General features: G+C 59.2%; 16 protein-coding genes. 14 read left to right on the forward strand and 2 right to left on the reverse strand.

Annotation, left to right across the window (positions count from 1 at the left end; genetic code table 11):
* Positions 1-597 precede the first annotated feature (597 nt).
* Together AO240_RS10640 and AO240_RS10645 are read right to left on the reverse strand one after the other, a co-directional pair.
* Positions 598-1,818, reverse strand: coding sequence for a CaiB/BaiF CoA-transferase family protein (locus tag AO240_RS10640; RefSeq protein ID WP_099236507.1), 1,221 nt, complete (start codon positions 1,816-1,818; stop codon positions 598-600).
* A gap of 12 nt (positions 1,819-1,830) precedes the next feature.
* On the reverse strand, positions 1,831-3,012 hold the full coding sequence (locus tag AO240_RS10645) for an acyl-CoA dehydrogenase (RefSeq protein ID WP_099236508.1): 1,182 nt from the start codon (positions 3,010-3,012) through the stop codon (positions 1,831-1,833).
* Between the two features lie 157 nt (positions 3,013-3,169).
* Between AO240_RS10645 and AO240_RS10650 the strand changes: the two genes are divergently transcribed.
* The 14 genes from AO240_RS10650 to AO240_RS10715 all read left to right on the forward strand — a co-directional run bounded on the left by AO240_RS10650 (position 3,170) and on the right by AO240_RS10715 (position 18,782).
* On the forward strand, positions 3,170-4,069 hold the full coding sequence (locus AO240_RS10650) for a LysR family transcriptional regulator (protein WP_177445811.1): 900 nt from the start codon (positions 3,170-3,172) through the stop codon (positions 4,067-4,069).
* 448 nt (positions 4,070-4,517) lie between these two features.
* Positions 4,518-5,639, forward strand: a complete 1,122-nt coding sequence (locus tag AO240_RS10655; protein ID WP_099236510.1) for a Re/Si-specific NAD(P)(+) transhydrogenase subunit alpha — start codon at positions 4,518-4,520, stop codon at positions 5,637-5,639.
* Between the two features lie 15 nt (positions 5,640-5,654).
* A complete protein-coding gene (locus tag AO240_RS10660; RefSeq protein ID WP_099236511.1) occupies positions 5,655-5,975 on the forward strand; it encodes an NAD(P) transhydrogenase subunit alpha in 321 nt (106 codons plus the stop codon).
* The gene (locus AO240_RS10665) at positions 5,975-7,411 is read left to right on the forward strand and encodes an NAD(P)(+) transhydrogenase (Re/Si-specific) subunit beta (RefSeq protein ID WP_099236512.1); all 1,437 of its coding nucleotides are present in this window, start codon (positions 5,975-5,977) and stop codon (positions 7,409-7,411) included. Before AO240_RS10660 ends, AO240_RS10665 begins: the two co-directional genes overlap by 1 nt.
* A gap of 179 nt (positions 7,412-7,590) precedes the next feature.
* Positions 7,591-9,084, forward strand: a complete 1,494-nt coding sequence (locus AO240_RS10670; protein WP_099236513.1) for an acetyl-CoA hydrolase/transferase family protein — start codon at positions 7,591-7,593, stop codon at positions 9,082-9,084.
* 318 nt (positions 9,085-9,402) lie between these two features.
* Positions 9,403-9,618: a DUF1127 domain-containing protein gene (locus AO240_RS10675; protein WP_099236514.1), complete on the forward strand. Its 216-nt coding sequence runs from the start codon at positions 9,403-9,405 to the stop codon at positions 9,616-9,618.
* Between the two features lie 372 nt (positions 9,619-9,990).
* Positions 9,991-10,311, forward strand: a complete 321-nt coding sequence (locus AO240_RS10680) for a DUF2388 domain-containing protein (RefSeq protein WP_099236515.1) — start codon at positions 9,991-9,993, stop codon at positions 10,309-10,311.
* Positions 10,312-10,417: 106 nt separating this feature from the next.
* A complete protein-coding gene (locus AO240_RS10685; RefSeq protein WP_099236516.1) occupies positions 10,418-10,726 on the forward strand; it encodes a DUF2388 domain-containing protein in 309 nt (102 codons plus the stop codon).
* Positions 10,727-10,752: 26 nt separating this feature from the next.
* Positions 10,753-11,073 carry a DUF2388 domain-containing protein gene (locus AO240_RS10690; protein WP_064450072.1) on the forward strand — a complete coding sequence of 107 codons (321 nt, stop codon included), beginning with the start codon at positions 10,753-10,755 and terminating at the stop codon, positions 11,071-11,073.
* Positions 11,070-13,031: a DUF4105 domain-containing protein gene (locus AO240_RS10695; RefSeq protein ID WP_099236517.1), complete on the forward strand. Its 1,962-nt coding sequence runs from the start codon at positions 11,070-11,072 to the stop codon at positions 13,029-13,031. The genes AO240_RS10690 and AO240_RS10695 overlap by 4 nt, the downstream gene beginning before the upstream one ends.
* A 253-nt stretch (positions 13,032-13,284) precedes the next feature.
* Positions 13,285-14,592, forward strand: coding sequence for a CitMHS family transporter (locus tag AO240_RS10700; protein WP_099236518.1), 1,308 nt, complete (start codon positions 13,285-13,287; stop codon positions 14,590-14,592).
* A 64-nt stretch (positions 14,593-14,656) separates the two neighbouring features.
* The gene (locus tag AO240_RS10705; RefSeq protein WP_099236519.1) at positions 14,657-15,424 is read left to right on the forward strand and encodes a TerC family protein; all 768 of its coding nucleotides are present in this window, start codon (positions 14,657-14,659) and stop codon (positions 15,422-15,424) included.
* A 255-nt stretch (positions 15,425-15,679) separates the two neighbouring features.
* On the forward strand, positions 15,680-17,338 hold the full coding sequence (locus tag AO240_RS10710) for a Na/Pi cotransporter family protein (protein WP_058413920.1): 1,659 nt from the start codon (positions 15,680-15,682) through the stop codon (positions 17,336-17,338).
* A gap of 58 nt (positions 17,339-17,396) precedes the next feature.
* Positions 17,397-18,782: a pitrilysin family protein gene (locus AO240_RS10715; RefSeq protein ID WP_099236520.1), complete on the forward strand. Its 1,386-nt coding sequence runs from the start codon at positions 17,397-17,399 to the stop codon at positions 18,780-18,782.
* The last annotated feature ends 35 nt before the right edge of the window (positions 18,783-18,817 follow it).

Consider the following 18,817-nt stretch of genomic DNA (forward strand, 5'->3'; position numbering starts at 1 on the left):
CCCACACGAATTGCTTGATTCAGTTGTTAAAGAGCGGTTGGTTAAGATCTTTCGTCTCAACCGAGGCGCGCATTCTACAGCAGCCTCATTTACTGTCAAGTGATTATTTTCAGAAGTTTTCGAAGAATTCTTCAACAACTTCAACCACTTGCGCTTCCGATCTCTCGTTAGCGGGAGGCGAATTCTACAGCGTTACACGCTGCTGTCAACACCTCTTTTTCTCCGCTTTCGACCGAGAAGATCGAAACGTTAATAGAGCCAAACAACACTGCTCTACCAACTCCTTCTGGGCTTCGATGAACTGAAGCAACTCGCTGTCGAATCTCGCATAACTCTTTGTTTAATAATAGAGCCAAACAACACTGCTCTACCAACTCCTTCTGGGCTTCGATGAACTGAAGCAACTCGCTGTCGAATCTCGCATAACTCTTTGTTTAGCAAGGAGTTTTCCGTTTCGACTGCGCCGGAAGTGGGGCGAATTATAGACTTCCAGAATCTGCCGTCAACCGTTAATTTTGCTTTTCTATCAATTAGTCAGGATTGATTAAAAAACAACCTGATTAGCGCCCTTAACACCCTCTATATAGAAGGGAACGCTCAGATAACGCCCGCTGCTTTTAAAGCAGCCAGCTGCGCCGGCGCCAAATTCAGCAGACCTTGCAGCACTTGAGCCGTGTGCTCGCCCAATAGAGGAGGCGCGCTACGGTACTCAACCGGGGTTTTGGACAGCCGTATCGGGCTGGCCACCTGAGGCACCAGCCCCGCCAATGCGTGCGGCAACGCCATCGCCAACCCACGCGCCTTGACCTGAGGGTCGGCGAACACCTGCGCCAGGTCATTGATAGGCCCACACGGCACACCCACTCGCTCCAACTGCGAGACCCACTCAGCCGTGGTTTTGAAGACTGTTGCCTGACGAATCAGCGGGATCAGCTCTGCACGGTTAGCCACCCGCACCTTGTTAGTCGCAAAGCGCGGGTCATCCGCCCACTGCGGCTGCCCGGCCACCTCGGCAAACTTGCGAAACTGCCCGTCATTACCGACGGTGAGGATGAAGTCACCATCAGCCGTGGGGAAATCCTGATAAGGCACGATATTCGGGTGAGCGTTACCCAAGCGCTTCGGCGACACGCCCGTCGTCAGGTAATTCATCGCCTGGTTAGCCAGACACGCCACCTGTACATCCAGCAAGGCCATGTCGATATGTTGACCACCCCCGTCGTGATCCCGGTGCGCCAGCGCCGCCAGGATCGCCACAGTCGAGTAAAGCCCCGTCAAGATGTCGGTCAACGCCACACCCACCTTGACCGGCCCTGCGCCGTCTTCACCCTCTGGGCGACCGGTCAGGCTCATCAGCCCACCCAGCCCTTGAATCATAAAGTCATAACCTGCGCGCGACGCGTAAGGCCCTGTCTGACCAAAGCCTGTAATAGAGCAGTAGATCAACTCAGGGTTGATCTCCTTGAGCGATTCATAGTCCAGCCCATACGCCGCGAGCCCACCTACTTTGAAGTTCTCGATCAAGATGTCGGACTTGGCCGCCAGGTCGCGCACCAGTTTCTGGCCTTCCGGTCGCGTGAAGTCGATGGTCACCGACTCCTTGTTACGGTTGGCCGACAGGTAATACGCCGCCTCACTGGTGTTCTCGCCGTAGGCATCTTTAAGGAAAGGCGGGCCCCATGCACGCGTGTCATCACCATTACCCGGCCGCTCGACCTTGATGACCTCCGCGCCCAGGTCCGCCAGGATCTGCCCGGCCCAAGGGCCCGCCAGTACTCGCGATAGGTCCAGCACCCGCAGATGTGAAAGCGCGCCCATGCCGTGCTCCTATTAATAGAACGCCTGAAGACCGGTTTGCGCGCGGCCAAGAATCAACGCGTGCACGTCATGAGTGCCCTCATAGGTGTTAACCACTTCCAGGTTGACCAGGTGACGCGCCACGCCGTACTCATCCGAGATGCCGTTGCCCCCCAGCATGTCGCGCGCCATACGCGCGATGTCGAGGGACTTGCCGCACGAGTTGCGCTTCATGATCGACGTAATCTCAACCGCTGCCGTCCCTTCATCCTTCATGCGGCCCAGGCGCAGGCAACCTTGCAAGGCCAGAGTGATCTCGGTTTGCATGTCGGCCAGTTTTTTCTGGATCAATTGAGTGGCTGCCAATGGGCGGCCGAACTGCTTGCGATCAAGCGTGTACTGGCGCGCGGTGTGCCAGCAGAACTCAGCGGCACCCAGCGCCCCCCAAGAGATGCCATAACGCGCCGAGTTAAGGCAGGTGAACGGCCCTTTCAACCCACGCACGTCCGGGAAGATGTTCTCTTGCGGCACAAACACGTTGTCCATGACGATTTCACCGGTAATCGAGGCGCGCAGGCCAACCTTGCCGTGAATCGCCGGAGCGCTCAGGCCTTTCCAGCCTTTCTCCAGGATAAACCCGCGAATATCGCCGGCATCGTCCTTGCCCCACACCACAAACACATCTGCGATCGGGCTGTTGGTGATCCACATCTTCGCGCCGGTCAGGCTGTAGCCGCCGTCCACCGAGCGCGCACGCGTGATCATCGCGCCAGGGTCGGAGCCGTGGTCCGGCTCGGTCAGGCCGAAGCAGCCGATCCATTCACCGGACGCCAGCTTGGGCAGGTATTTCTGCTTTTGCGCCTCGGTGCCGAATTTGTTGATAGGCACCATGACCAGTGAAGACTGCACGCTCATCATTGAGCGATAGCCGGAGTCGACACGCTCGATCTCACGCGCAATCAACCCATAGCTGACATAACTCAAGCCACTGCCACCGTATTGCTCGGGGATCATCGCACCCAGCAAACCGGTCTCGCCCATCTCACGGAAAATCGCCGGGTAGGTCTGTTCATGGCGGAAGGCTTCGAGCACACGCGGGGCCAGCTTGTCCTGGGCGAATTGCTCAGCGCTGTCGCGCACCATGCGTTCTTCTTCGGTGAGCTGCTGATCCAGCAACAGTGGATCAATCCAGTTGAAGCTTGCCTTGCCAGCCATGAATAAGTCCTCGCGGGAAAAATCAGAAGTCGTGGATGCAGCCTAGGCGGCGCGGGCGACAAGGGCAAACGAGGTTTGTGCATAGGGTTGTGCTAATTTCTCACTCCGAAACTACCGAGAAGGGCGCAGACGCGCTTTATATGTGAGTACAACGTATATGCGCAGAAAAATCCCCAGCACCACCGCCCTGGTCAGTTTTGAAGCGGCGGCCCGCCACGAGAGCTTTACCAAGGCGGCGCTTGAGCTTTCCATCACCCAAGGTGCGATCTGCCGACAAATTGCGAGCCTTGAGGAGTTTTTAAGTGTCGAGCTGTTTCGGCGCTCGCGACGCGGAGTAAAGCTGACGGAAGCAGGGCTGTCCTATAGCCGTCGCGTCGCCATGCAACTGGACGCCGTGGAGCGCGACACGTTGTCAGTCATGGGGCAGCAGGGCGCCAACGTGATCGAACTGGCAGTGGTGCCAACCTTTGGCACGCAATGGTTGATCCCGCGCCTCAAGGACTTTCAATGCCGACACCCGGAAGTGACGGTCAACCTCACCAACCGCACGCGACCCTTTCTATTTGCCGATACCGAATTCGACGCAGCAATCTACTTTGGCGATGCCGATTGGTCGGGTACCGAATCCCACAGGCTGATGGGCGAAAACCCGGTCCCCGTGTGCAGCCCGACCCTGCTCGGCAGCCGCACGCACTTCAGCCCGCAGGCCATCGCGGAAATGCCATTGCTGCAGCAAACCACCCGCCCTTATGCGTGGCGCCAATGGTTCAACGCCCAACAGCTCAGCGTGCCCCGCGACATGACAGGCCCTCGTTACGAGCTATTCTCAATGCTGTCCCAAGCGGCCATGCACGACATGGGCATTGCACTGATCCCGCCGTTCTTGATTCAACGCGAACTGAACGAGCACCGGCTGGTAATCGCGAGCCCCGAAGCGCTGAGCAGCTCGAAGGCTTATTACCTGATAATTCCCGAGAGAAAAGTCGAATCCGCGTCATTACGCGCTTTCAGGGACTGGCTGATCGACCAATCACAGCGCTACAGCACCCGTACTTAAAGGCCAAAGCCAATTTACTGACCCTGTAGTCAACTAAATATTAATCCTACAGATATACATATATGTCGCCTTTTGATGGGTTGTGCGAATAAGCCAAAAATCAGACTGAAAGCCATGGCTATCGTGGTCTGTAGGGACAATGAGTAATCCATATACGGTTATTCACGCGAGAAATCCAAAACGCGATTTAATACCGTTTAAACCCTTTAACCACCTGTATTGAAAGGTTTTATCTCTGCATATTGCGACAATCAGTCACAGGGTGACTTGTAGTTAATTTTTCGTCACCCGTCATAATCCCTTGAAGGCCGCAAAGTTCGCCTGCAAAATGCCGCGCCCCGCTGTCATTTCAGCGGGATCGTGCTGATCGGCCGCCCCAGTTGCGCCACTCGTGGTGCACTGGCCTTTTTACAAAATCAAAGCAAAAAGATCATGCAGGAGATTTGACGTGCACATTGGTGTTCCTCTCGAAACCCAGACCGGTGAAACGCGGGTAGCTGCCACCCCGGAAACCATCAAGAAGCTGATCGGCCAGGGCCACAAGGTCACGGTACAAAACGGCGCAGGCCTTAACGCCAGCATCGTCGACAGTGCCTATGCAACCGCTGGCGCAACCCTTGGCAGTGCGGGCGATGCGTTTGGCGCCGAGCTGATTCTGAAGGTGGTTGCCCCCAGTGACAGCGAGCTTGCGCTGATCAAAAGCGGCACCGTCGTGGTGGGCATGCTCAACCCGTTCAGCAACGAGACCATTGCCAAGCTGGCCGAGTGCGGCATCACCGCCTTCGCACTGGAAGCTGCACCGCGCACGTCGCGCGCCCAGAGCCTCGACGTACTGTCGTCGCAGGCGAACATCGCCGGCTATAAAGCCGTGCTGCTGGCAGCCCATCACTACCCACGCTTCATGCCGATGTTGATGACCGCCGCGGGCACCGTTAAAGCCGCTCGTGTGTTAGTCCTCGGCGCTGGCGTTGCGGGTTTGCAGGCCATCGCCACGGCGAAACGTCTGGGTGCGGTGATCGAAGCGTCCGACGTTCGCCCCGCCGTAAAAGAGCAAATCGAATCGCTCGGCGCCAAGTTCGTCGACGTGCCGTACGAAACCGATGAAGAACGTGAATGCGCCGTCGGCGTCGGTGGTTATGCGCGCCCGATGCCAGCCAGCTGGATGCAACGCCAAGCCCTGGCCGTGCACGAACGCGCCAGGCAAGCCGACATCGTCATCACTACCGCGCTGATCCCCGGCCGTAAAGCGCCGACCTTGCTCAGCGCCGACACCGTTGCGCAGATGAAACCCGGCTCAGTCGTCATCGACCTCGCGGCGGCGCAGGGCGGCAACTGCCCGCTGACCGTCGCTGACCAAGTGGTGGTGGAAAACGGCGTCATCATTTGCGGCCCGACTAACCTCGCGGGCGCTGTAGCCGCCGACGCGTCGGCCTTGTATGCGCGCAACCTGCTGGACTTCCTCAAGCTGGTGTTTAATCAGGAAGGGCAGTTTGAAATCAATCTCGAAGACGACATCGTCGCCGCGTGCCTGATGTGCCGCGACGGCCAAGTCATCCGCAAAAACGCCTAAACAAGGATTCAGACGATGGAAGAGCTTATCTCCCCCGGTATCTACAACCTGATCATCTTTGTACTGGCGATTTATGTCGGTTATCACGTGGTCTGGAACGTAACACCCGCGCTGCACACGCCGCTGATGGCAGTGACCAACGCTATTTCGGCGATCGTGATCGTCGGCGCCATGTTGGCGGCTGCCCTCACCGTTACGCCACTGGGCAAAACCATGGGCACCCTGGCCGTGGCGCTGGCGGCGGTCAACGTGTTCGGTGGGTTCCTGGTTACCCGCAGGATGCTTGAGATGTTCAAGAAGAAAGCGCCCAAAGTTAAACAAGAGGTGCAGAAGTAATGAGTATGAACCTGGTCACGACGCTCTACTTGATAGCGTCGATCTGCTTCATCCAGGCCCTAAAAGGCCTGTCGCACCCCACCACCTCGCGACGCGGCAACCTGTTCGGCATGCTCGGCATGGCGCTGGCCGTGCTCACTACCGTGGGCCTCATCTATAAGCTCGGCGCCGAGCTTGCAACGGCCGGCATCGGCTACGTGATTGTCGGCCTGCTGATCGGCGGCACCGCGGGCTCGATCATGGCCAAGCGCGTTGAAATGACCAAGATGCCGGAGCTGGTGGCGTTCATGCACAGCATGATCGGCTTGGCCGCGGTATTCATCGCCATCGCAGCGGTGGTTGAGCCGCAATCGTTGGGCATCGTCAAACACCTGGGTGATTCGATCCCTGCCGGTAACCGCCTGGAGCTGTTCCTTGGCGCCGCGATCGGTGCCATTACCTTCTCCGGCTCGGTGATCGCCTTTGGCAAGCTGTCGGGCAAGTACAGGTTCCGTCTGTTCCAGGGCGCACCGGTACAGTTCGGCGGGCAACACAAATTGAACCTGGTACTCGGCCTGGCGACGCTGGGTCTGGGCCTTGCGTTCATGTTCACCGGCAACCTCAGCGCCTTCGCCTTGATGCTGGCGCTGGCCTTCGTGCTCGGCGTGCTGATCATCATCCCGATTGGCGGCGCCGACATGCCGGTGGTCGTTTCGATGCTTAACAGCTATTCCGGCTGGGCGGCGGCGGGTATCGGCTTCTCGCTGAATAACTCGATGCTGATCATCGCAGGCTCGCTGGTCGGCTCCAGCGGCGCGATCCTCTCGTACATCATGTGCAAGGCGATGAACCGTTCCTTCTTTAATGTGCTGCTCGGTGGTTTCGGCAACACTGCCGATGCAACCGCTGCTGCGGGCTCGAAAGAAGCCCGCCCGGTGAAGTCCGGTTCTGCCGACGATGCGACCTTCCTGCTGACCAACGCTGACACGGTGATCATCGTGCCGGGCTATGGCTTGGCCGTGGCCAGGGCGCAGCACGCACTTAAAGAGCTGACCGAAAAGCTGACTCACCGCGGCGTGACCGTTAAGTACGCGATCCACCCCGTGGCTGGCCGCATGCCCGGGCACATGAACGTGCTGCTGGCCGAGGCGGAAGTGCCTTACGACCAAGTATTCGAGATGGAAGACATCAACTCCGAGTTCGGCCAGGCCGACGTGGTGCTGGTGCTGGGCGCCAACGATGTGGTCAACCCGGCCGCCAAGAACGACCCGAACTCGCCGATCGCCGGCATGCCGATTCTGGACGCCTTCAAGGCCAAGACCATCATCGTCAACAAGCGCTCGATGGCCAGCGGCTATGCGGGCCTGGACAACGAGTTGTTCTACCTGGACAAGACCATGATGGTCTTCGGTGATGCCAAAAAGGTCATCGAAGACATGGTTAAAGCCATCGAATAATACTGCGCCAGCGCAATACCCTGAACCCCGGCCTCGCGTAGGCTGGGGTTTTTTATGAGCGCATGAAACCCGACCAAAGGCTCTAAATCGCTGCATGGCATTCGACCATGGTAGCGCGCCGAAACTTTTTGAAATCACTAAACTGCGCACCTTGCTTCCGTAGCCCGAGATAACAATCCATGTACCGTGATCGTATCCGCTTGCCTTCGTTGTTGAACAAGGTCATGAGCGCGGCAGACGCCGCCGCACTGATCGAGGACGGCATGACCGTCGGCATGAGCGGCTTCACCCGTGCCGGTGAAGCCAAGGCCGTGCCCCACGCCCTAGCCGAACGCGCCAAGACCTCGCCGCTGAAAATCACCCTGATGACCGGCGCCAGCCTGGGCAATGACCTGGACAAGCAACTGACCGAAGCCGGCGTGCTGTCCCGACGCATGCCGTTCCAGGTCGACAGCACCCTGCGCAAGGCGATCAACGCGGGCCAAGTAATGTTTATCGACCAGCACTTGTCGGAAACCGTTGAGCAACTGCGCAACAACCAGCTCAAATTGCCGGACATTGCGGTAATCGAAGCGATCGCGATCACCGAACAAGGGCATATCGTACCGACCACCTCCGTGGGTAACTCGGCCAGCTTCGCGATTTTCGCCAAGCAAGTGATCATCGAGATCAACCTGGCGCACAACCCGAACCTGGAAGGTCTGCACGACATTTATATACCGACCTACCGGCCGACTCGCACGCCGATCCCACTGGTTAAAGTCGACGACCGGATTGGCAGCACCGCAATCCCGATCCCGCCGGAAAAGATCGTCGCCATTGTGATCACCAACCAGGCCGACTCGGCCTCCACCGTCACGCCGCATGACGCTGATACCCAAGGCATCGCCAATCACCTGATCAACTTCCTCAAGCAGGAAGTCGACGCCGGCCGCATGACCAACAAGCTTGGCCCATTGCAGGCCGGGATCGGCAACATCGCCAACGCGGTCATGTGCGGCTTGATCGATTCGCCGTTCGAAGACCTGACCATGTACTCGGAAGTGTTGCAGGATTCGACGTTCGACCTGATCGACGCCGGCAAGCTGAGCTTTGCCTCCGGCAGCTCGATCACCTTGTCCGAGCGGCGCAATGCCGACGTGTTCGGCAACCTGGAACACTACAAGGACAAACTGGTACTTCGCCCGCAAGAGATCTCCAACCACCCTGAAGTGGTGCGCCGCCTGGGGATTATCGGTATCAACACCGCACTTGAATTCGATATTTACGGCAACGTCAACTCCACGCATATCTGCGGCACGCGGATGATGAACGGCATTGGCGGCTCGGGGGACTTCGCGCGCAATGCGCATTTGGCGATCTTCGTCACCAAGTCGATCGCCAAGGGCGGCGCGATTTCCAGCGTAGTGCCGATGGTCAGCCACGTGGACCACACCGAGCATGACGTCGATATTCTGGTCACCGAAGTAGGCCTGGCCGACCTGCGTGGCCTCGCGCCGCGTGAGCGCGCACGGGTGATCATCGACAACTGTGTGCACCCGGCGTACCGCGATGCGTTGAACACCTACTTTGAAACCGCTTGCGCCATCGGCGGGCACACCCCGCACATCCTGCGCGAAGCACTCAGTTGGCACATTAACCTGGAAGAAACCGGGCATATGCTCAAGGCCTGATTGATACAGATTCGGGCTGATGCAGATACAGTTTCATCAGCCCGCCTGTTTTAATCGCACTTCCGTAAAAAACTGTACTGCTGTACCGGTCTTTTCCTACAGGAATAGCCTGCATAACCTGCCATACAAGTCAATTTTGCACACTTTCAGTGCAGACAGGTACAGTTGCCCCATTTCCGTACAGTACAGCCCTGATAAACAGCTAACTGGCCTCGCACAATACAGGTGAACTGTATCTAGTGAGTCTTGCGCCGGAGGAGGATCATTGCCATCAGTTAAACCACTACCTAATCCCGCCACAAGCGGAAGGATGTCACCATGGAACGTACACTCAGTTCCGATCTGTTCTTTGAAGAAAAAGCTGTAAACACCCAGGCTTCCATGCCTTTGCGCGTTATCGCCAACCTGATGTTGTGGCAGCGCCGCATCTCAAGCCGCCATCAATTGGCTCGTCTGGATTCGCGTCTGCTGGCTGACGCCGGTATCAGCGAAGCTCAACGCTACGAAGAGCTGAGCAAGCCGTTCTGGCGCTAATGAGCGCCCGCTGGCCCTGACCCACCGGGTCCACCGCCAGCAACCTGATTTGTAAAAACACAGCCCGCCCCGGGTAACCGGAGGCGGGCTTTGTTGTTTCTGCGATTCAGCTTTTCCTGCGCCAAACAGCAGTCTTTCAAGAAACCAGTACAGTTAATTAAAAATCTCAACCGGCCGGTACAATTCGAGATCCGGGCCGTTCGGGCGAAACTGAACGGTCAGGGTCTTCCCGAACCGATGAACTGCGGCTTAAGATCGCCCCACTACGTGGCGAACCTTGTAGAACGGGCGTCTGATGCTTAACAGAAACAATGCCCGTTTCGCAGTGGCCGTTTTGCGCCGCTTTATCTGTTCATCTACAGGAGTCACCCCATGTCCCGTCTTCGCCTGTTAAGTGCTGCTGCCCTGTTGGCCGTGGCTGCCAATGCCAACGCGAGCAGCTTTATCGTGACCACCGATTCGATCGTCGGCGCATTAAAAGCCACTTCCGACGCCAGCTCGGATGCCACGTCTTCCCTGCGCGACAATAAAATCGTACAGGCTGCCCGTGACGACGCTGCAAGTTTTGTTGCCAGCGAAGGCGCGATTCGTGGCGTGAAACTGGAAAGCGCCCTGGCGCAGATCCGCCAACAAGCGCCGCAACTGAACGCTGCCACTGACGCACAACTGGCCCAGGCCATTCTGACCATCTGACGGCTGTTCTACATTTGGAAGCGCCAGCCGCTTCCAAATGTGTCGGCGCTGGCTCTCGCCCGGGCATTGCGCTAGCCTTGGCGCTCGCTTTCAGTTGTCGAGTCCCATGGTTTTTTCATACCGCCTGTTGATCGTTCCCGCGTTGTTTTCAGCCTGCTGGTCACCTTGGGCTCAGGCCTTTGACGTGAGCACTCAGAGCACTGTTATCAGTGCCTACGCCACCAGCAAAGTGAGCTCCGCGCCATTTGACAGAAAAACGGTAATGGCCGCCCAGGATGACGCTGCCGCTTTTATTGCCACTGACGGCCAATGGCGGGGAGCACGCCTGGAGTCCGCGCTGGATTATCTGCGCCGCTCCCGGCCAAAACTTAACGCCAGTGACCGTGAACTGGCGCAAGCAATTCTCGTCCAATAACCATCTTTGTATTTTGGAGTTAGTCCATGCGTAGCCCGCTGATCGCCGCCGCTCTCGGCCTGCTGTTGTTGGCCGATGTTGCCCACGCGCAAACCCTCAAGGCCACCAGTAACATTGTCGTGCGTGCTTCGGCCCGCACCATTGACTTCACCTCAGACACCACCACGTCCATCCGCGACTCCAAAATCGTGCGCGAAGCCCACGATGACGCCGCCAGCTTCGTCGCCACTAACGGCGAAATCCGTGGTGCGCAGTTGGAAGCCGCCTTCGACACCTTGCGCACCCGCGTGCCGGAAGCCCGCGATGCCAGCGACCAGACCCTGGCCGAAGCTATCCTCGCACTGTGAGGCGCCTGGTCGCCTGGCTACTGGCCGCCACTGTGCTGCTCTGTGCAAGCGCAGCCCAGGCCAGCCTGCAACTGCGGCTCAAGACCGATGGCTTGAGCCCGGCCCAACAGCAGGCCAGCCAGGCGTTGCTCGATGAAGCGATGCGCGCTTTGCCGCCGCGCTTTGTCGAGCAGCTCGACCGTCGAATCGATGTCGGCTGGACCGACAAGATGCCCGCAAACGCCTACGGCCAGGCGTCACTGGTGTCTGAGCTGGACCTCAACCAAAACCTGCTCGAAAGCTTGACCGACGGCAGCGCCGCCACCCAAAAAACCAACCGCCCCCACGGCACCGTGCGCCGCGAAATGCTCGCCACCGTGCTGCATGAACTGACCCACATTTATGACCGTGCGCGCTTGTGGTCCAAAGACGACCGTGCACTGATCCAGCATTGCAGCCGCCAGAACAACATCACTGGCCTGATTGGCCTGCCCGACCAATGCCGTGGCCAAAATGACCGCCGCTTTACCTTGAGTGACGACCCACGCTTGCTCGACCTTGCCGGTTGGCCGCAATACGTCGGCCGTCGCGGTGAGCGTGAGCAGCACAACAATCAGGTGGTACGCAGCCCGGACATCTACGAAACCACCAGCCCGCTGGAGTTCGTGGCGGTCAACATGGAGTACTTCCTGCTCGACCCGAGCTACGCCTGCCGCCGCCCCGCGCTGTTTCGCTACTACAAGGAACACTTCGGCTGGGCACCGCCGGAGCAAGACACTTGCGCCAAGACCTACGCGTTTCTCAATGCAGGCAACGATTTCGCCAAAACCCCGCTGGGCCATATCGACCCGGAGCGGGTGTATGAAATCGACTACCTGCTGGCCGAAGCCAACCAGAACCTGGTGAGCCGCTGGGGCCACAGCATGTTGCGCCTGGTGATTTGCGCGCCCGGCCGCCCACGCGGCCCCGACTGTCGGCTGGACCTGGACCAGCACTTGGTGCTGTCTTACCGCGCGTTCGTCGGCGACGTACAGCTGTCGAGTTGGGATGGCCTGGTCGGCAAATACCCGTCGCGGCTGTTCGTACTGCCGCTGGCCCAAGTGATCGACGAGTACACCAAGACCGAATTGCGCGGCCTGGCGTCTGTGCCGTTGAAGCTGACGCGCCAAGAGATCAACGACACCGTGGAACACGCCGCCGAAATGCACTGGAGCTACGACGGCAATTACTTCTTCATCTCCAACAACTGCGCGGTAGAGAGCCTGAAACTGTTGCGCAGTGGCAGCGCCAACCCACAGCTCACCGGCCTGGATAACATCACCCCCAACGGTTTGCTGGAAGTGCTCGCCGCACGCGGGCTGGCTGACACCAGCGTACTCAATGACAAACGCGAGGCGCTGCGCCGGGGTTATCACTTTGACTCGTTCCGTGAGCGCTACCAGGCGATGTTCGAGGTGTTGCGCAAACACCTGCCGATCAAGCAAACCCAGGTTGAAGATTGGTTGTCGCTCAGCGCAGAGGAGCGCCGCCAATGGTTCAGCCAGGCCGACTTGCGCACCAGCGCCGCGTTGCTGCTGCTGGAACAGGCCAGTTATCGCAAGCAACTGATGCTGGCTCAGGACGAAGTCAAACAGCGTTATTTAGGTGCCCGCGAGCTGAAAAACGGCGGCATGGAAAAGGCCAACAAGACGCTGCAACAGATCCTCGCCAACAGCGGCTTCCTCAGCCGCCCGGCGGAATTGCTCGGCAGTAGCGGCTACGGCCTGCCGCAACCTTCGGAATCCAAGCGCCTGGAATCGGAAAGCGCCGAGCGCCAGAAGCAGCTGCAATCGTTGAGCGGCGAGCTGGATAAAGAGGTGAGGGTGCTGCTGGAGCCTTCCCGCGCTGCCGAAATTGCCGCCTGCGAAGCCAACCTCAAACAGGTGGGCGAGCATCTGCGGGCACTGCACAAAGCCGCCGGTGGTTTGGAGCTGCCCTGATTTTTCCGACAGAAAAACGGAAAACCCTCTCAACATCTGCTTGCCAGCGAAAGCTGGCTGAAAGCTTCCCCGTCTAGGATCGCCCCACTACCGGCAAAAGACCGGCTTTTAACAACAACAATGGTGATCCCTGATGTCTGCGACAACCCGCCTGCTTGCCCCAACTCCCCTCGTACGCCTCGTGCCTGTCGTTCTGCGCTGACCCGCATTTCGGTTCGCCATTCCTTAGCCGCGCTACGCCTGGAGTACTCCTATGCTGACTTTCCTTGGCTTTGCCATGGTCATCACGTTCATGTTCCTGATCATGACCAAGCGCTTGTCTGCGCTGATCGCCCTGATCATCGTGCCGATCCTGTTCGCGCTGTTCGGCGGTTTCGCACCGAAGATCGGCCCGATGATGCTCGAAGGCATCACCAAGCTTGCGCCGACCGGCGTGATGCTGATGTTCGCCATTCTCTACTTTGCCCTGATGATCGACTCCGGCCTGTTCGACCCGGCCGTGCGCAAGATCCTCAAGATGGTCAAGGGCGACCCGCTGAAAGTCTCGGTCGGCACTGCCGTACTGGCGCTGGTGGTTTCCCTCGACGGTGACGGCGCCACTACCTACATGATCTGCGTGGCTGCCATGCTGCCGCTGTACAAGCGCATCGGCATGAGCCCGCGGATCATGGCCGGCCTGATTATCCTGGCCGGTGGCGTGATGAACATGACCCCGTGGGGCGGCCCAACCGCGCGTGCGGCCAGCGCGCTGCATGTAGACCCGTCGGACATTTTTGTACCGATGATCCCGGCGATGGCCGCAGGCGTGGTGGCTATCCTGGCGATCGCCTATATGTACGGCAAGCGTGAGCGTGCACGCTTGGGTGAGCTGCACCTGCAAGGCGACGAAATTGACCACAGCGAAATCAGCGTCTCGCAATACCCGGATGCGCGCCGTCCGAAGTTGATCTGGTTCAACGGCGCCCTGACCCTGGGCCTGATGTGCACCCTGATCGCCGGTTTGCTGCCGCTGCCGGTGCTGTTCATGGTGGCGTTCAGTATTGCGATGATCGTTAACTACCCGTGCCTGCAACAGCAAAAAGACCGCGTCGCCGCACACGCTGGCAGCGTCCTGGCGGTGGTTGGCTTGATCTTCGCTGCGGGTATTTTCACCGGCATTCTGTCGGGCACCGGCATGGTCGACGCCATGTCCAAAAGCCTGCTGGCCGTCATCCCTGAAGCACTGGGCCCGTACCTGGCTGTGATCACCGCACTGGTGAGCATGCCGTTTACCTTCTTCATGTCCAACGATGCGTTCTACTACGGCGTACTGCCAGTACTCGCCGAAGCGGCCAGCCACTACGGCATCAGCGCTGTAGAGATGGCGCGCGCGTCCATCGTCGGTCAACCCGTGCACTTGCTCAGCCCGCTGGTTCCCTCGACCTACTTGTTGGTGGCGCTGGCCGGTATAGAATTTGGCGACCACCAACGCTTTACGCTGAAATGGGCGGTGCTGGTATGCCTGTGCATACTGGTTGCCGCATTGCTGATGGGGATTTTCCCGCTGTTCAGCACGCTGTAATCGTACCCACTCACCGCGCGGCGTGGCAGCGCGCGCGGTTTAACATTTGTTCTAAGGACTACACATGGAATGGCTCACCAATCCGGAGATCTGGATTGCCTTCTTCACTCTGACAGCCCTCGAAATCGTCTTGGGCATCGATAACATCATCATGATTTCGATCCTGGTCAGCCGCATGCCCAAGGCAATGCAGGCGCGTACCCGGATCTTCGGCCTGGCGCTGGCGATGGTCACGCGAATCCTGTTACTGCTGTCGATCACGTGGGTCATGCAACTGACCAACGACCTGTTCGTGGTCTTCGGCCAGGGTATTTCCGGCCGCGACTTGATCCTTTTCTTCGGTGGCCTGTTCCTGCTGTGGAAAAGCTCCCAAGAGATGTACCACGCCCTGGAAGGTGAAGACGAAGCCAACGAAGAGCCAGGCGGCAAGGGCGGCAAGTTCATCTACACCATCATTCAGATCGCGATCATCGACATCGTGTTCTCGCTGGACTCGGTGATCACAGCGGTCGGCATGGTTTCGCATGTACCGGTGATGATCGCCGCGATCATCGTGGCCGTACTGGTGATGATGCTGGCTGCCGGCACCATCAGCGAATTCATCGACAAGCACCCGTCGCTGAAAATGCTCGCGCTGTCATTCCTGCTGGTGGTCGGTACGGTGTTGATCGCCGAATCCTTTGATGTGCACGTGCCAAAAGGCTACGTCTACTTCGCCATGGCGTTCTCGCTGGCAGTGGAGGCGATCAACATCAAGATGCGCACCGCCAGGGCGAAAAACAAGAAACAGCAAGACCCGGTGAAACTGCGCAAGGATGTTCGCGGTCAATAAACCCAAGCCAGACAAAAGGGGCTTTTTATAAGCCCCTTTTTTTGCGCGTAGTGCTGACCCAGAGCGTCACCGGAGGCATCCCGACGCACCGCGCGGGGAGCGATCTTCATGACAGTTTTGTTTCAATCCCCACTTTAGCTATGCGATGCTGGCGCAGAGCCCATCCGCCAACTACAGCTTAAGTACAGCGGTAGCACGGCACGCGGCAACTTTCCTTCGCCCCGCTTGGGGCGCATTCACCACGGAGGGCCGAGCATGCTGACCTTGCTCAACCTGCTTTCCGCCGTGACCCTGCTTATCTGGGGCACGCACATCGTGCGAACCGGTATCTTGCGGGTCTACGGTTCCAACTTGCGCCAAGTCATCGGGCAAAACATGGCGAAGCGCTGGCTGGCATTTGTCGCCGGTATCCTGGTCACCGCCATGGTGCAGAGCAGCAACGCCACCGCCATGCTGGTGACCTCGTTTGTCGGCCAGGGCCTGATGAGCCTTACGCCCGCACTGGCGACCATGCTCGGTGCCGATGTGGGTACAGCGTTGATGGCGCGCGTACTGACGTTCGACTTATCGTGGCTGTCGCCGTTGCTGATTTTTCTCGGGGTGATTTTCTTCCTGTCGCGCAAACAGACGCGGGCAGGGCAGATGGGCCGCGTCGGCATCGGCCTCGGGCTGATCATTTTGGCGCTGCAATTGATTGTCGAAGCCGCCGGGCCGATTACCCATGCCCAAGGCGTCAAGGTGCTGTTTGCCTCGTTGACCGGCGACATCCTGCTGGATGCCTTGGTCGGCGCCTTGTTCGCGATGATTTCTTACTCCAGCCTGGCCGCGGTACTGCTGACCGCCACCCTGGCCGGTGCTGGCGTGATCGGCCTGCACGTGGCTATCGGCCTGGTGATCGGCGCCAACATCGGCAGCGGTGTGCTGGCGTTCCTCAGCACCAGCATGCAAAACGCCGCCGGTCGCCAGGTGGCGCTGGGCAGCCTGTTGTACAAGCTGATCGGCCTGTTGCTGATCATCCCGGTCCTCGACCCTCTTGTCGGCTGGATGGACGGCTTGGACTACAGCGCCCAAGACATGGTGATTAGCTTCCACTTGCTCTACAACCTCAGCCGCTGCCTGATCCTGCTGCCGACCATCGGCCCAATGGCACGCTTGTGCGCCTGGCTGCTACCGGAACAAGCGGAGGCCAACGGCAAAGCCAAGCCGCGCCACCTGGACCCCACCGCCCTCGCAACGCCGAGCCTGGCGCTGGCCAACGCCGCGCGGGAAACACTGCGCCTGGGCGACCTGATCGACAACATGCTCAGCGCGATGCTCGAAGTGCTGCGCGGCAAGCAAACCGCCATGACCCAGGCGATGCGCAGCCTCAGCGATGACGTCGAGGCACTCTACAGCGCGATCAAACTTTACCTGGCGCAAATGCCCCGCGAAGACCTCAGCGAGCATGACAGCCGCCGTTGGGCCGAGATCATCGAACTGTCGATCAACTTGAAACTCGCCGGCGACCTGATCGAGCGCATGCTGCGTAAAGTCCAGCAGCAAAAAACCGCGCAGCGTCGGCAGTTCTCCGAAGTCGGCCTGGAAGAACTCGCCGACCTGCAGACTCAACTGATCGCCAACCTGCGCCTGGGCTTGTCAGTGTTCCTCAGCGCCGACCCGGAAAGCGCCCGGCAATTGCTGCGCGAGAAGCGCCGCTTCCGCGCCCAGGAACGGCGTCTGGCCCACGCGCACGTCAGCCGGTTGCAGCGCAAAATCGTCCAGAGCCTGGAGACCAGCTCCCTGCATTTGGAGCTGATTGCCGACATGAAACGCCTCAACTCGCTGTTCTGCAGCAGTGCCTACGTGGTACTCGAAACGTTCGACACCGGCGCACTCTCCGCTGAAGATATGACCGACATTACCCATTCGCCCTGAACGTACGACGGCGAGCGAAGTCAGTTAACAACCGACCCCATTCGCCAGGAAGCTTGTTATGCGTCGCCTGTTATTCGCCTGCCTGCTTTTGGGTTCGGCACACGCCATTGCCTTTGACCGCTTGCAAGTTGAGGGCTACAGCTTGCCCAACGGCCTGCAATTGCTGCTCAAACCGGGCACCGAGCGCGGGCACGTGGCTATCCGCCTGGTGGTGGGTGTGGGCCTGGATGACTTCCCCTGCGCAGACAAAGAACTGCCGCACCTGCTCGAACATTTGCTGTTCAGCGGCATCGACGGCGGCGGCGAAGGCGACCTCGAAGACCGCATGCAAGCCTTGGGCGGTGAGTGGAATGCCTACACCAGCAACGCCGACACTACCTTCGTGATCGAGGCACCGGCGCAAAACCAGCGCAAAGTGCTCGACCTGTTGCTGGCGATCATCACCCGTACCGAGCTGACCGACGCCAACATCAATGCCGCCAAGCGGGTGGTCGAGCGCGAAGACGGCGGCCATTACTCACACCTGCAACGCCTGATCGACCGTCAAGACCTCGGCCACAACGCCAGCAACCAACTGGCCGTGGAACTGGGGCTCAAATGCGCCGAACGTGCCGAGGTTGGCCAGTTGACCCGTGAGCAGTTGGCGACGCTGCGCACACATTGGTACGCGCCCAACAACATGACCCTGATCATCGTCGGCGAACTCGACAAACTGCTGCCGGCCTATCTGGAGCGCACCTATGGCCAGCTTGAGCCGGTCGAGCCGAGCGAGCATCTGCCGCTGCCCGAGATCCAGCACACCGCCGCCACTCACCGCGACCTGATCCACGGCTGGCTGGGTGACAGCGCCAAGCTGCACTGGTTGTTCCCCGAGCCGGTGCTGGACGAGCAGCACGATGAAACCTACGACCTGCTCAAGGATTACTTCGACTGGGCGCTGTACCGTCAATTGCGCCTCGCGCACAGTTTGTCCTACGGCCCATGGAGCGAGCGCGAAGTGCTGGGCGGCGTCGGCTTCATCAGCCTGAATGCTGACCTTGAGCGGGACTCACTGCCCGAAGCCGAACACGTGCTGCACGACCTCAAGGCGCAACTGCTCAAGGACGGCCTTGACCCGGCGGTATTTGCCCGCCTGCAACAAGCTGCCATCGCCCGCCAGGCTTGGGCGGTTCAAGGTAACAGCGCGCTGGCCGATTATTATTGGAGCGCGTCCGGCGATTACGCCAAAGGCCATTTCAGCGACCCGGTCAAACGCATCAAGGCCGTGAGCTTGAAACAGGCTAACCAGGCCATGCGCCAAGTGCTTGACCAGCAGGGCTATTGGCGCATCGAAAAACCGCTGTTGAGCTACGACAGCCTGAGCTGGATCGGCGCCGCTGTGCTTGGGCTGCTCGCCCTGCTGTTGGCCGGTGTACGGCTTTACCGAAAACGCGTCGCGCAATGAAACACCGAACGCCGGGCTAAGACGCTATTCTGTCT

Origin of the sequence: Pseudomonas sp. ICMP 460 (assembly GCF_002723595.1) — a bacterium.
Classification (GTDB): Bacteria; Pseudomonadota; Gammaproteobacteria; order Pseudomonadales; family Pseudomonadaceae; genus Aquipseudomonas; species Aquipseudomonas kitaguniensis.

What these genes read in the sequence shown, in the direction of transcription:
- AO240_RS10645 (WP_099236508.1), bottom strand. Translation starts at nt 3,012, where the DNA reads ATGGCTGGCAAGGCAAGCTTCAACTGGATTGATCCACTGTTGCTGGAT.
- AO240_RS10670 (WP_099236513.1), top strand. Translation starts at nt 7,591, where the DNA reads ATGTACCGTGATCGTATCCGCTTGCCTTCGTTGTTGAACAAGGTCATG.
- AO240_RS10640 (WP_099236507.1), bottom strand. Translation starts at nt 1,818, where the DNA reads ATGGGCGCGCTTTCACATCTGCGGGTGCTGGACCTATCGCGAGTACTG.
- AO240_RS10710 (WP_058413920.1), top strand. Translation starts at nt 15,680, where the DNA reads ATGCTGACCTTGCTCAACCTGCTTTCCGCCGTGACCCTGCTTATCTGG.
- AO240_RS10690 (WP_064450072.1), top strand. Translation starts at nt 10,753, where the DNA reads ATGCGTAGCCCGCTGATCGCCGCCGCTCTCGGCCTGCTGTTGTTGGCC.
- AO240_RS10685 (WP_099236516.1), top strand. Translation starts at nt 10,418, where the DNA reads ATGGTTTTTTCATACCGCCTGTTGATCGTTCCCGCGTTGTTTTCAGCC.
- AO240_RS10660 (WP_099236511.1), top strand. Translation starts at nt 5,655, where the DNA reads ATGGAAGAGCTTATCTCCCCCGGTATCTACAACCTGATCATCTTTGTA.
- AO240_RS10680 (WP_099236515.1), top strand. Translation starts at nt 9,991, where the DNA reads ATGTCCCGTCTTCGCCTGTTAAGTGCTGCTGCCCTGTTGGCCGTGGCT.
- AO240_RS10700 (WP_099236518.1), top strand. Translation starts at nt 13,285, where the DNA reads ATGCTGACTTTCCTTGGCTTTGCCATGGTCATCACGTTCATGTTCCTG.
- AO240_RS10650 (WP_177445811.1), top strand. Translation starts at nt 3,170, where the DNA reads ATGCGCAGAAAAATCCCCAGCACCACCGCCCTGGTCAGTTTTGAAGCG.
- AO240_RS10715 (WP_099236520.1), top strand. Translation starts at nt 17,397, where the DNA reads ATGCGTCGCCTGTTATTCGCCTGCCTGCTTTTGGGTTCGGCACACGCC.
- AO240_RS10665 (WP_099236512.1), top strand. Translation starts at nt 5,975, where the DNA reads ATGAGTATGAACCTGGTCACGACGCTCTACTTGATAGCGTCGATCTGC.
- AO240_RS10675 (WP_099236514.1), top strand. Translation starts at nt 9,403, where the DNA reads ATGGAACGTACACTCAGTTCCGATCTGTTCTTTGAAGAAAAAGCTGTA.
- AO240_RS10705 (WP_099236519.1), top strand. Translation starts at nt 14,657, where the DNA reads ATGGAATGGCTCACCAATCCGGAGATCTGGATTGCCTTCTTCACTCTG.